The organism is Sporomusa sp. (assembly GCF_057736855.1).
Window position 1 is genome coordinate 1 of the sequence record NZ_JBYKYF010000059.1, and the last position, 12,715, is coordinate 12,715.

13 protein-coding genes are annotated in these 12,715 nt (G+C 43.6%); all 13 read left to right on the top strand.

Features of this window, described 5'->3' with window-relative positions:
* Positions 1–1,515: ATP-binding protein (locus AC29Z1_RS05900; RefSeq protein WP_488270530.1), on the top strand; the 1,515-nt coding region annotated here is incomplete at its 5' end.
* Between the two features lie 4 nt (positions 1,516–1,519).
* Entirely contained in the window at positions 1,520–2,236 is a 717-nt protein-coding gene (locus AC29Z1_RS05905) for a response regulator (protein WP_488270531.1), read from the top strand.
* A 215-nt stretch (positions 2,237–2,451) separates the two neighbouring features.
* A complete protein-coding gene (locus AC29Z1_RS05910; RefSeq protein WP_488270532.1) occupies positions 2,452–4,569 on the top strand; it encodes a CDC48 family AAA ATPase in 2,118 nt (705 codons plus the stop codon).
* Positions 4,570–4,660: 91 nt separating this feature from the next.
* A complete protein-coding gene (locus tag AC29Z1_RS05915; RefSeq protein ID WP_488270533.1) occupies positions 4,661–5,314 on the top strand; it encodes an oxalate oxidoreductase subunit delta in 654 nt (217 codons plus the stop codon).
* Positions 5,315–5,349: 35 nt separating this feature from the next.
* A complete protein-coding gene (locus AC29Z1_RS05920; RefSeq protein ID WP_488270534.1) occupies positions 5,350–5,640 on the top strand; it encodes a 4Fe-4S dicluster-binding protein in 291 nt (96 codons plus the stop codon).
* A 12-nt stretch (positions 5,641–5,652) separates the two neighbouring features.
* Entirely contained in the window at positions 5,653–6,897 is a 1,245-nt protein-coding gene (locus AC29Z1_RS05925; protein WP_488270535.1) for an oxalate oxidoreductase subunit alpha, read from the top strand.
* Positions 6,898–6,915: 18 nt separating this feature from the next.
* Positions 6,916–7,878: an oxalate oxidoreductase subunit beta gene (locus AC29Z1_RS05930; RefSeq protein WP_488270536.1), complete on the top strand. Its 963-nt coding sequence runs from the start codon at positions 6,916–6,918 to the stop codon at positions 7,876–7,878.
* Positions 7,879–8,012: 134 nt separating this feature from the next.
* The gene (locus tag AC29Z1_RS05935; RefSeq protein WP_488270537.1) at positions 8,013–9,593 is read left to right on the top strand and encodes an L-lactate permease; all 1,581 of its coding nucleotides are present in this window, start codon (positions 8,013–8,015) and stop codon (positions 9,591–9,593) included.
* Between the two features lie 37 nt (positions 9,594–9,630).
* Positions 9,631–9,858 carry a hypothetical protein gene (locus AC29Z1_RS05940; RefSeq protein ID WP_488270538.1) on the top strand — a complete coding sequence of 76 codons (228 nt, stop codon included), beginning with the start codon at positions 9,631–9,633 and terminating at the stop codon, positions 9,856–9,858.
* A 63-nt stretch (positions 9,859–9,921) separates the two neighbouring features.
* The gene (locus AC29Z1_RS05945) at positions 9,922–10,503 is read left to right on the top strand and encodes an HPP family protein (RefSeq protein WP_488270539.1); all 582 of its coding nucleotides are present in this window, start codon (positions 9,922–9,924) and stop codon (positions 10,501–10,503) included.
* Positions 10,504–10,574: 71 nt separating this feature from the next.
* A complete protein-coding gene (locus AC29Z1_RS05950; protein ID WP_488270540.1) occupies positions 10,575–11,828 on the top strand; it encodes a chloride channel protein in 1,254 nt (417 codons plus the stop codon).
* 197 nt (positions 11,829–12,025) lie between these two features.
* Positions 12,026–12,451 carry a DUF3842 family protein gene (locus tag AC29Z1_RS05955; protein ID WP_488270541.1) on the top strand — a complete coding sequence of 142 codons (426 nt, stop codon included), beginning with the start codon at positions 12,026–12,028 and terminating at the stop codon, positions 12,449–12,451.
* 4 nt (positions 12,452–12,455) lie between these two features.
* Positions 12,456–12,653 (top strand): CooT family nickel-binding protein, encoded by a 198-nt coding sequence (locus AC29Z1_RS05960; protein WP_488270542.1) that lies wholly within the window; start codon positions 12,456–12,458, stop codon positions 12,651–12,653.
* The last annotated feature ends 62 nt before the right edge of the window (positions 12,654–12,715 follow it).

Here is a 12,715-nt window from a genome sequence, read left to right on the forward strand (position 1 = left end):
GAGGAAACGGTTTTTAAGCAATTTGAACAGCTCAGGACGATTAATGAAATAACCACCTGTATGACATCTTCAATGAATATTACTGATGTGTTAGATTTTATCGTCTCAAGTGCAATGCGTTTATTTAACGGTGATTGCGGTAGTATTCTTCTGACGGGACAGTCTAGCGAATGGAAAGCGCCGATTGCTACCGCATGGTATCATCCTGATTCGCCTGTTCTCATCTCTGAATCGGTGCAAGATATGGAAACTTCGAAGGTTATAGAAATAAAACCTGGAGAAGCGTTGTCCGAACGCCTGCTTAAAGTACTACACAATGAGCAGCTTTGCTGCGTAAAAGTCGTTAAGCTGTATTTTCAGGATTCGTTACTAGGTATATTGGTAATAGGATTTCGCACTATTCACAAATCTACTCCGATTGAGCAGACTTTGTTTGCGACTTTTGCCAATCATGCCTCGATTGCTGTGCACAATGCCAAGTTGTATGGCGATGCTGACACCAAATTAAAGCAGCGAGTTCATGAAGTAACCGTGCTCTTAGAACAAAAACGCGCCATTCTGGAATGTATGCGGGAAGGGGTTATTGCGATAAACTCAGATGGGTACATCAATATCGTAAATAATGAGGCGAAACGGCTATTGAACATACATACTGACCTTATTGGTAAACATATTATGGATATTTTACCTAATTCACGGCTGCCAATTGTGGCAAGAACCAGACAGGCCGAGTATGATCAAGAGCAGGAGGTTGGGGACAAGGTTATTATTACCAATAGAACTCCAATTATTGTCGATGGCGAAGTCATCGGGGCTCTGGCTACCTTTCGGGATAAAGAAGATGTTAAAATGTTGGCAGAAGAGATCATCGGACTTAAGAGTCTACTCGATTCGATGCGGGCTCAGTCTCATGAATTTGCTAATAAACTGCATGCAATTTCAGGGCTTATCCAAATGAAAGAGTATGATAAAGTCGTAGAACTGATTACTTTAATGTATAAAACGCAACAGGAGTTTGTTAGTTTTATTGTCAAACGGATTAAAGACCAGGCTACTGCCGGCTTAATTATCGGAAAAATCAGTCAATTGAGTGAACAAGGGATTTTACTGCGTTTGGATGCACGCAGTAAACTTGAGTCTTTGCCACCGACATTCAGTAGTCTGTCCATGGTAACTGTGTTAGGAAATTTGATTAGCAATGCCATGGATGCGGTAGAAGGACTACCGAGTGAACGTAAAAGAATTGATGTATATGTTTACCAGGGCAAGAAGTATTTACACATAAAAGTAAGTGACCTTGGGAGCGGTATCCCAGAAGTTTATAAAAGAAAAATATTTCAGCGGGGGTTTTCAACCAAGCGGGGAAGCCGCGGCGTCGGTTTATATCTTGTTAAGAAAGAAGTAGATCTGGGCGGCGGCAAAATAACTGTTCAATCACAAGAAAACCAAGGGAGCATCTTTAGCATAAAGATACCAATCCGTGGTATCCAAAACCTTGAAGTTACAGGGAGGTAAAGCAATGGCTATCGATGTTGTTATTCTGGAAGACGACCCAATGGTGTTAGAACTTCATCGACAGTATATTAACCAAATGAAGGGATTCAGGTTAGTCGGTCATGCATGTGACGGTAAAACTGGCTTTGAACTGATTGCCAAAGTTAAACCGCAGATAGTTATCCTGGATGTTTATATGCCTGGGCTTAATGGGTTAGAGTTGTTGCGACGGGTGAGAGCAACAGGCATTAATACTGATGTTATTTTAGTTACGGCTGCTCATAATACAGAAACTATTCAACAGGGAATACAGTATGGGGCTATCGATTATATTATCAAGCCATTTACTTTCCAACGTTTTAAAAAGGCATTAAAAAATTACCAGGATTATATTTCTAAACTTAATAGTATTCAAAATATGTCCCAGAAAGATATTGATATCTTAAAAGGGGATACAGGTAGAGATAAAACTGTAAGCAGTTTAGAAGAGCTACGAGACAACGTTCCTAAAGGGTTGGATAAAGGGACGTTAGATTTAGTTTTGGAATTTGTTAAAAAACAATCAGGTTATTTTAGTGTTGCAGATATTTCTAAACTGGCTGGTATTTCTAGAGTTACGGTACGGCGTTACTTAAACTATCTGTGCGAGAGTGGCTGTTTAAAGGGAATTTTATCTTACGGTCCTGTAGGCAGACCGCTCCATAAGTATATGAAAGAGGACACATGTTCTGTCTGGCATTAATCAAATGACTTTTATGGAGACGATATGAAAGCTAGCATAGCAGCCATACAAGAGCTGCTATGCTAGCTTTTTTCATTGTAGTTTCTATTTAAAACATAAATTTTATTTACAAAAATATCCTTATTTACCATATAGTAGGCAAATAATAAGTGGGCCTGTATAATAAAAACTGTAATAAGTTTCCAGATAGACCCATCTAAAGGAGGATACAAATCATGGCCGTTGCCTTATCCTTTAGAGTAGCAGACGCAATGCCCGAAGACGTAGGTCTGGGGTATGTCCGTATTGATAGTGCTGAGATGGATAAACTTGAGGTAATCATTGGTGACATTGTTGAAATTCAGGGCAGAAAAACTACAGTGGCAAAAGTTGTTCCCTGTTTTACTCAATTCAAAAATAAAAACCTGGCACAAATCGAAGCCATCATTAGAGAAAATGCTGGAGTTGGTATTGATGAACGGGTCACCTTGAGAAAGGCTGTGAGGCAACCGGCTCAGACACTGATATTAAGTCCGCTTGATGTTACTGTAGATTTCAGTGATGCTCAGGATATTCAGCATTTGGAACGTATGTTAAACGGTCTGCCGGTGGTTATCGGCGATAAAGTGAAAGTACGTTTGGCTGGGGCTCAGACTCAATTTTTCACAGTACTTGGTACATCACCCCAGGGTCCAGTCATTATTAATTCGAGTACAAAGATTAAAGTTACCAAGGCTGATGCCCTTGAAGATCGGAGGTTCCGGGCCTCATATGAAGATGTAGGCGGGTTGGATAAAGAACTGCAGCGAGTGCGCGAAATGATAGAATTGCCACTTAAATACCCAGAAGTATTTCGTCATCTGGGGGTTGACGCTCCTAAAGGTGTGCTACTTTACGGACCGCCAGGTACAGGTAAAACCCTAATGGCCCGAGCGGTTGCTAGTGAAACAAATGCCGCATTCCTGCATGTGAATGGTCCGGAAATAATCAATAAGTTTTACGGGGAAAGCGAAGCTCGGCTGAGGGAAATCTTTGAGACAGCCCAGCGCCGGGCACCGGCAATCATTTTTATTGATGAGATTGACGCTATTGCGCCAAAACGTACGGATGTAATTGGCGATGTCGAAAAACGGGTGGTAGCACAACTATTAGCATTGATGGATGGGTTGAAAAATCGGGGGCAGGTTATTGTCATTGGGGCAACCAATGTTCCCGACATGGTGGATCCGGCGCTCCGGCGGCCAGGACGCTTTGACCGTGAATTGTCTATCAATCCACCAGATAGGTCCGGAAGATTAAGAATATTAAAAATACATACACGAGATATGACAATAGATTCCAGTGTCGATTTGGAAAAGCTAGCGCAAATAACTCATGGTTTTGTCGGTGCGGATTTAGCTATTTTATGCAAAGAAGCAGGAATGAATGCCGTACGACGGTTACTACCTAACATTGATTTTATGTCAGGTGTGACCGAAGAGGACTTGGCTAATTTAAAGGTTACTATGGATGATTTCTATACCGCTTTCCGGGAAGTTGAACCAACAGCTACCAGAGAGTTTTTCTCCGACCGTCCTAACATCAAGTGGGAGCAGGTCGGCGGTCTGGCTGATATCAAAGATAAATTGAGATCACTGGTGGAGCTGCCGATTCGAAATCCGGAACTGTTTAAAGAGACGCGCTATTCCATGGTAAAGGGCATACTCCTGACTGGTAAGCCAGGCACTGGCAAGACATTACTGGTCAAAGCACTTGCCGGATCAAGTGAGGCTCATTTTATATCGGTAGATGCCGCTACACTTAATTCACGCTGGTTTGGTGAGGCTGAAAAGGGGCTCAGGCTAATTTTTAAACGTGCTAAACAAATCGCTCCCTGCATCCTCTTCTTTGATGAAATTGACGCCTTAGCGCCTGTACGGGCAGGTACAGATAGAAGCGGTGCAGAGCGTATTGTAAGCCAATTATTACTAGAAATGGACAGCTTGATGGATACTGCCCATGTCATTGTGATGGCGGCTACTAACCGGCCTGATATGGTAGATCCTGCGCTTATGCGCCCAGGCCGATTCGATTTTATCCTTGAACTGCCATTGCCGGAACAAGCGGAGCGCCTAGAAATATTTAAGATTCATACCGAGAAGCTGCCATTAGCTGCTGATGTTGATTTGGCTTTTTTGGCTGAAGCAACAGAGGGGGCAGCCGGTTCTGATATTGAGGCTATTTGTAAATATGCGGCAATGTTGGCGCTTAAACGCTCTGTTAGTAACATGCAGAACCAAGCTAAACCTAGTGGCGATTACATTGTAATGGCTCAGGATTTTAGCGACGGTCTGCGACAAATATTAAAAAAATAATGGCATGTTTGCCTGTGGGGGTGAGGATCAAACTAGCTTGGTTATGACGATTATCTGTAATTAATCTGAATGAGTAAAAGGGGGAGAAACAATGACACTGGCGGTTACTGTTGACGCCAAGATGCAGGAAGTTACTGTATGGACAAGGGGCGTAACCTTGGCCAAGGAAGCTCGTGACACTGCTACCTTGCTCGCTAAAGCTGGTAGCCTTGAGGGTAAGTATAACCAATTCTTTGATAATTATGTTGATTTACCTGACCGGATTGGCGTACCGGTTAAGAGTTATGCACGTATTAGTCCGGAACCGATAGAGACCTTTTATGAGTATGAAAATTATCGTCCTGATGTTGTTGTTCTCGTCGAAGAAACATTGGTTAAAGGCAATGATGTGCTGAAAGGTTGTAAAGATGGTTGTGTAGTAGTCATCAATACCAAGCGCGATGTTAATAAATTAATTAAGTGGCTATCTCCGAAAGAGAATGTCAGCAAGATAAAGGCGGTTGCCGCTATTGACGCTGATTCCTTGGGAGCCGGTGTGTACCATACCTTTGACGGTACTGAGGGCAGTATTGATAATACCAAGATTGGTGCTGGCGTTGGTGCTGCTATCGCAGCAGCTGCTGCAAAAGCTAGTGGTATTGTCAAACTGGAAAGCCTGCTGAAGGTTGCCGAAAATAAGACCGCTGTCCAGCAAGGCTGGGAAAAAGTTGTGATAGTGCCTTTCAGCAACGGCCAACCAGCCTGATGGCAGGCAGTGGTAAATTTTGAGGAGGTGTAATCATGGCAAAAGTATACAAGCAAGTGCCGTTTGCGGCTATTGTTCCTTCCCCTCAAACAGAAAATGAGGGCATGGTCACCGGTAATTGGCGGTACCTTCGTCCAGTAGTGGATAAAAGTCAATGCACCGAGTGCAAAACTTGTTATATTTACTGTCCGGATGCCTGTGTAAATTTCTCAGAAAATGACGGAATTAGTTTTAACCTCAAATATTGTAAAGGTTGCGGTATTTGCAGTAATGTTTGTCCGGTAGGGGCTATTAGCCGAGTGCCTGAACTTGATTTTGATGAATAAGGAGTGAAGAAGATGCCGATTAAGAAAAGAGATACAGGTTTAACTGCGGTTGCAGATGCTTGGCAGCTTGCTGATATTGATGTTTCAGCATCCTATCCTATCCGTCCGTATACTGCTGTTATGGCTGAGTTGGCAAAACGGATTGCTGCTGGTGTCATGCAGTGTGAAATGGTTCACGGTGAAGGTGAGCACGCCCAGTTTAGTATTGCTCACGGTGCTTCCATGGCTGGTGCCCGTGCTACTACCGGTAGTTCCGGTGTAGGTGTAACTTATGCGTTTGAAACTTATTCTCCGATTGCTGGTGGTCGCTGTCCGATTCAGGCTCTTGTTGCTGACCGTACATTGGATCCACCCGGTGATTTCGGTTCGGAGCATACCGATTGCTTAACTCTCCGTGATAACGGCTGGATTTATGGCTGGGCGCAAGATGCGCAAGAAGCGTTAGACAATAGCTTAATGTATTTTAGGATTGGCGAAGATCCTGAAATCATGTTGCCGCAGATTGTGGCTATGGACGGTTACTTCGTAACCCATATCGCGCAGGATTATGAAATGCCTGATCAAGAGCAAGTAGATAGATTCTTGCCTAAGTTTAATCCTAAATATCGTCTTGATGTTAAAAACCCGGTAATTATGGGGCCGCAGATTGAGCCCGAAATGGGTCCTCCGCTTGAGTGGGATCGTCATGTCGTTATGACCAAGGTTAAAGAGAAGATTGTACAAGTAACAGAAGAATTTGCACAGATTTTTGGCCGTAGATATGCTCCGTTTGTTGAAGAATATATGACCGATGACGCCGACATGGTATTTGTGCTGCAAGGCGCTCATGCCGTAACCTGTCGCAGCGCTATTAAGTATCTCCGTCAGGCCGGCTATAAAGTAGGTATGTGCAGACTTCGCTGGTTCCGTCCGTTCCCAGATGAAGCTCTTGCGCAAATTCTGCCTAAGTTCAAAGTTGCCGGTGTTGTAGATACTGGTACCTCCTATGGTGCACCTTGTGGTGGCGGCGTTCTTTCAACAGAAGTTAAAGCTGCTATGTCTGAAGTTCCTAACAAACCAATGATTCAAAGCTTTACCTCCGGCTTGGGCGGCGAGACCATTACTCATGAAGAGTTCTTTGCTATGGCTGAAATGATGAAGCAGACTCTTGAAGCCGGCAAAATTATTCAGGCCAGCACTTGGGTTAACTTTAATGATTATCATGAAGGCGCTTCCCAGATTAATGCTGCTAAAACTGAAGCTGCCCCAAGTAAATAATAAAGGAGGAGTAGAACGATGGCAGTTGCTGAATTAATAAAGTCAATTGCACAAACTACTGAACTAGAGGACACTTATGTCCCTGGTCATCGTACTTGTGCAGGGTGCGGTCCGGCTCTCGGATATCGCCTGGTAGCTAAAGCTGCCGGAAGAAATACAATCTTTGTTGGTCCAACTGGCTGTATGTATGTTGCTAACACCAGTTATGCCTGCGGTCCCTGGGCTGTGCCCTGGACACACGCGCAAATTACCAATGGCGGTGCTGTAGCTTCTGGTATCGCCGAAGCTTTCCGCATGCTGATTAAAAAGGGTAAAATTCAGGATGAATTCCCCAATATTATCGTAATGGCCGGTGATGGTGGTTGTTCTGATATTGGTCTGCAAGCTATGTCAGCATTGTTCTATCGAGGACATAAAGTTCTTGTTGTCATGTATGACAATGAGTCTTATGCTAATACCGGTATTCAGGTTTCGCCTTCCACTCCGTACGGTGCTGCAACTATGTTCACACCGCCTGGCCCAGCTATTCCTGAAGCCAAGAAGCATCATATGAAAGACCCGATGCCGATCTTCTGTGCTGGTGGCCATCCATATGTCAAGTATGGCGCAACGGCTTCCATTGGTTATCCGATTGACGCCATGAACAAGGTACGTAAGGGTCTTGCACAAGACGGACCGGCATTTATTCATCTGCACTGTCCATGTCCTAAAGGCTGGAGCTTCCCGCCTGAGCGTACTATCGAAATCGCCAAATTGGCTGTTGAGACGGGTATGTGGAATCTGTATGAAGTCGAAAATGGCGACTGGGCGAACAAGAAGTTCAATAATCTGCCTAAGAAACTTAAGCCGGTTGACGAGTATCTCCAAACCCAAAAACGTTTTGCCCATCTGCAGCCTGAACATGTGGCCGAAATTCAAAACTTCGTCAATAACCGTGCCAAAATGCTCGGCATGGAAGTTCCGCTTCCGCCTGCTAAATAAACAACTTAACACCTGTTTGGCATGAATTTGCTAGTCCCTGGTTCCTTATGAACAAAAGGAACCAGGGACTTAGTAATGTATGCTGGTTTTTGCTCAGATATTCGGGCAAAGATTTTGGAAGGAGGCTCGGTTGTATGGATAAGGGTGTTGCCTTAACCTTTACTAACTGGATACTCGCTTTCCTACCGATCTTAGTCTTGCTTTCTACTATTCTGCTATTTAACTGGGGTGCGCCAAAATCGGGAGCAATATCGTGGTTTACAGCAGTTGCCATCGGCTATTTTGCCTTTGGCGGCGACTTTCGGCTGTTGGCTTTAGCTAATAGTAAAGGCATGGCCATGTCACTATATGTGCTGTTAATCATTTGGGGAGCAGTGTTTCTCTACAACTTTGTAGAGAAGAATGGTGCAATTAAAGTAATTGGGGACACTATGGTCAAAGTAACGGAAGAAAAATTATTGCAATGCTTACTCATGTCATGGTGTTTCGCTAGCTTTATGCAAGGTATTGCCGGCTTTGGCGTACCAGTTGCAGTTGTTGCGCCAATTATGCTGGTTATGGGTTTCAAGCCGGCAGTTGCGGCTGCTACCTGTCTGGTCGGACATTCTTGGTCTATTAGCTTTGGTTCGATGGGTTCATCCTATTATACCATTCAGTTGGCTACTAAAATTCCTGGGGAGATTATTGGTCCCTGGATGGCAATATTGTTTGCTGTACCTATTTATGCTACTGGTCTTGCAGTGTGCCATATTTATGGCGGTTTCTCCGCTGTGAAAAGGGGATTGCCTGCGGTGCTGATAACAGGTACTGTAATGGCTTTCATGTGCTGGTTTATGAACAAACTGGGGGCTGCCCAGTTGGCTACGTTAATTCCAGCACTCTGTGGTTGCGGGACGATGGCAATATTGGCCAAAACTATTTATCGCCATGAGGCGGAAGGGACTAAGCAAGAGGATACCAAGCCAGAGATGGGATTTAACTTGGCTTTTTCCCCGTATTATATCCTAATTGCCTTATGTATCATGACCCAAATTAAATCTATTGCGAAAATTTTCTCTCCTTACACTTGGGGCCTCGACTTTCCAGCAGTAACTACCGCTGCCGGCTTTGCCGTAAAAGCTGAAAAAATGTATTCAAAAATTAATATCTTTTCCCATCCGGCACCGTTGCTGTTGTTTGCTGCATTTTGTGCTTATCTTATCTTCAAGGCGACAGGCAAGTGGAAACCGGGCGCTTTTAGCGGAGCTTTACAGGCCACTATTTCTCAATGTGTTCCTACCAGTATTGGGATAACTACTATGGTTATGATGGCATTAATTATGAACGATACGGGTATGACTAACTTGTTGGCACAAGGGATAGCAAAATCGACAGGTGTTTTATTCCCCATATTCTCTCCATTTATTGGTGTGTTAGGAGCATTTCTTACCGGCAGTAACACCAATTCCAATGTTATGTTTGGCGCCTTGCAGTATGAGACAGCCAAAGTGCTTGGGATTAGCTCGGTCATCATGTGCGCCGTCCAGTCGGTTGGCGGTTCGGTAGGTTGTGCCATTGCTCCGTCTAAAGTACTGATTGGTTCAGCTACGGTTGGTCTTGACGGTCGAGAAAGCGAGGTAATGAACCGGACAATACCTTATTGTGTAATTATTTCGCTGCTTGTGGGCATCAATGCATGGATTTTCGCCTACATGCTATTTAGAGATCTACCATAGGTCAATAAAATTGCGAAATACAAAGGAGGTATTGTAAATGAGTACACCAAATCCTGCGCCAAATACCAATCCTAATGCAGTTGCCCAACCGGTATCGTGGAGAAAAAAATATCGTGCGCCGCTTATGAATGCAGCATTTTGGGGGTTTTGGATCGGTTTTTATCTATCTTATCAAGGTGGAATTAGCAATGACAGCACTATGATCTATTTATCATACGTTATATTCACGCTTGCCTGCTTGGTTCCTTTGGTCACCAAGAAATAAGTAGAGAAATGCCGTTTTGTACGGCATTTCTCCATTTTTTAACGGTAAAAAGGAGGAGCGCCAATGAATAATCTGCCAGAAGAAGAAATCAACCGCAAATCAGCGGTTGTTTGCGAGAATCTGGTTTCATCCTATGAAGAATATTTAAAAAAAATAACTTCAGCAGGTAAATGTAGTGTACCAACTCCTGCGATGTCAGAGTGTTTTTGGGCTCTTGTGGGATCATTTGCCGGTATCGGAATCGTTACCTATCTTACTTTTCTAAAGGGAATACCGGTTTTAGTGGCTTCATTAGGAGCGTCAGCCTGTCTTATATATGGTGTCCCAGCGGTTCCGTTAGCTCAGCCGCGCAATGCCATTGCAGGACATATACTTTCAGCGATTATCGGAGTTATCATTTATCAAGTCGCAGGTTGCTACTGGTATACGGCGGCTCTAAGTGTTGGCATTGCGGTGGCAGCAATGGTAGGGACGAGAACTGTTCATCCACCGGCCGGCGCTACGGCTTTAATTGCGGTAACTACCCAACAAGATTGGCTATTTCCGATAATACCTGTTGGTGTTGGTATCTGCATTTTAGTAATTGTCGGGATACTTGTAAATAATTTGGCTGCCAAACGGCAGTATCCTAATTATTGGTGGTAGATATGAAGCTTGTCTTGACCAGCTCCCGGCTTTTAAAACCGAATGCTCAGCAACTAGCTTTACTACAGTATATGATTAAATGGACGTATTTTGGTATCACGACTGGTGTGATTGCCGGCCTGGGGGTAACCGTATTTTTAAAACTATTATCCTGGGCTATTGATGTATGGACCCGGGAGCCTTATTACTATTTTTATATTCCATTGGTATTAGTTGTGAACAGTTGGCTGGTTAATTGGCTGGCGCCAGGAATTTCTGGCGGGAGCGATAAGGTGGTAGAAGCTATACATCAGCAGGCTGGCTATATACCTTTGGCAGAAGCACCGATAAAATTAATAGCTACTGTTATAACAATCGCTGCTGGCGGTTCGGTAGGCAAAGAAGGTCCGGCAGCCCAGCTCGGTGCCACTTTGGCCTCGTCTTGGGGTCGGTGTTTGCGAGCAACAAGTGCGGATTGCCGGCAAATTGTTATTTGTGGACTAAGTGCTGGTTTTGCCGCTGTTTTTGGTACACCGGTTGCTGGCGCTATATTTGGTGTTGAAGTATTATTTGTTGGAAAAATGTTGTATGATACATTATATCCTGCATGTATTGCCGGAGCGACTGGCTATTATGTTGCATACTTTGCAGGGATACCGTATGTGTACCGGGATGTTATTATAGAAACTAATGTTTATCTGGCAGTAGAAGCCATTTTGTTGGGCCTATTTTGTGGGGCGGTGGCGGTATTCTTTATTAAGTCAATTCAGCAGTGTAGTCAATATTTTGACAGGTTGTGTTTATCTAAACCTTTAAAAGCTTTTATCGGCGGTGGAATGCTCACTGTTATTGGTTATTTCATCAGTCCACTATACCTGGGACTCAGTTTAGAATTGCTGGACATAGGGGTACGCGGCGAACCGATTCCGGTTGATGCATTTTTTTGGAAAACCATTGCTACCGCTGTTACCCTGGGCTGTGGCGGGACAGGCGGCATTATTACGCCGATGATTGTGGTAGGAGCTACTGCCGGAAACGTATTTGGTCAGCTTATAGGCAGTATGGATATTGAGGTCTATGCGATTATCGGTATGGCGGCATTGCTGGCAGGTGCTGTGAATACACCGGTAACGGCCATTATTATGGCAGCAGAATTATATGGTATTGACATCATTCCTTTTGTCGCCATAAGCTGCCTGATTAGCTACATATTTTCCGGTCACCGTAGTATGTATCCCAGTCAAATTATTGTGACCAGTAAATGTCCGGTCTTTTTTGCCGATGAGGGTCATACTGTCAAGCATGTATGTAATCCAAAATCTGTTGATGATATAAAAGAAATTTAATATTTCTCCAATAATTAACCTGTGCATTGATTTTTTCCAAGCTATTAGTGAAAAGGATTATTCTGGAATTCGTGCAGGAATTTGTTTGATTTATATGGAAACTAGTAAGATAATCATGTATAATAATACATAGATTAGATGGATATAGCAATACCGATGATAGAGTATTACTTTGGGTGGTTTATTGGAGGGATATTGTGTACATTGCTGTTATAGATGGACAGGGCGGTGGAATTGGCAGAGTCATAATTAATCGAATTCGTAGCGAGTTTGGTAATGATGTGGATATTCTGGCTATTGGGACGAATTCTCAGGCTACTGCCACGATGCTCCGGGCTGGGGCAAATGAAGGTGCCACAGGAGAAAATGCCCTTATTTGCAATGTGGATGAAGTGGATTTAATCGTAGGACCGCTAAGTATCATTTTGTCTAACTCGATGAAAGGTGAATTAACACCCAAAATGGCGAAGCGAGTGATTGCCAGTAAAGCAAGAAAGATTCTGTTGCCCATCCATCAAAACAACATTGATCTGGTTGGTGTTCAGTCAGAGCCGCTGCCACATATGGTAGATGCCTTGGTTATGCAAATGAAACAATACATACAATCTGGAGGGAGGGAATAGCCACATGTGCGAGGCTAATGCTTATCTTTTCAAGAATGATAAAGAAGAGTTGTTGATGGAACGTGTTGACCGAGTTGTTCCACAAAATGGGGAAGTGTATTTAGAGAGTATTTTCGGGCAGCGAAAGACTCTTGCTGCTAGGATTAAAGAACTGAATTTGGTTGACCATCGAATTATTTTAGAACCCATAGAAAGGGGCTGACTAAAAGAAGGGTTCTTTGTCAAATGTTGGGGTAAAGCATAAAGTGTAGTGGAGCAGGGGAT

Excerpts from the sequence above, each read along its gene's own strand:
- AC29Z1_RS05905 (WP_488270531.1), top strand. The coding sequence starts at position 1,520 with ATGGCTATCGATGTTGTTATTCTGGAAGACGACCCAATGGTGTTAGAA.
- AC29Z1_RS05910 (WP_488270532.1), top strand. The coding sequence starts at position 2,452 with ATGGCCGTTGCCTTATCCTTTAGAGTAGCAGACGCAATGCCCGAAGAC.
- AC29Z1_RS05915 (WP_488270533.1), top strand. The coding sequence starts at position 4,661 with ATGACACTGGCGGTTACTGTTGACGCCAAGATGCAGGAAGTTACTGTA.
- AC29Z1_RS05920 (WP_488270534.1), top strand. The coding sequence starts at position 5,350 with ATGGCAAAAGTATACAAGCAAGTGCCGTTTGCGGCTATTGTTCCTTCC.
- AC29Z1_RS05925 (WP_488270535.1), top strand. The coding sequence starts at position 5,653 with ATGCCGATTAAGAAAAGAGATACAGGTTTAACTGCGGTTGCAGATGCT.
- AC29Z1_RS05930 (WP_488270536.1), top strand. The coding sequence starts at position 6,916 with ATGGCAGTTGCTGAATTAATAAAGTCAATTGCACAAACTACTGAACTA.
- AC29Z1_RS05935 (WP_488270537.1), top strand. The coding sequence starts at position 8,013 with ATGGATAAGGGTGTTGCCTTAACCTTTACTAACTGGATACTCGCTTTC.
- AC29Z1_RS05940 (WP_488270538.1), top strand. The coding sequence starts at position 9,631 with ATGAGTACACCAAATCCTGCGCCAAATACCAATCCTAATGCAGTTGCC.
- AC29Z1_RS05945 (WP_488270539.1), top strand. The coding sequence starts at position 9,922 with ATGAATAATCTGCCAGAAGAAGAAATCAACCGCAAATCAGCGGTTGTT.
- AC29Z1_RS05950 (WP_488270540.1), top strand. The coding sequence starts at position 10,575 with ATGATTAAATGGACGTATTTTGGTATCACGACTGGTGTGATTGCCGGC.
- AC29Z1_RS05960 (WP_488270542.1), top strand. The coding sequence starts at position 12,456 with ATGTGCGAGGCTAATGCTTATCTTTTCAAGAATGATAAAGAAGAGTTG.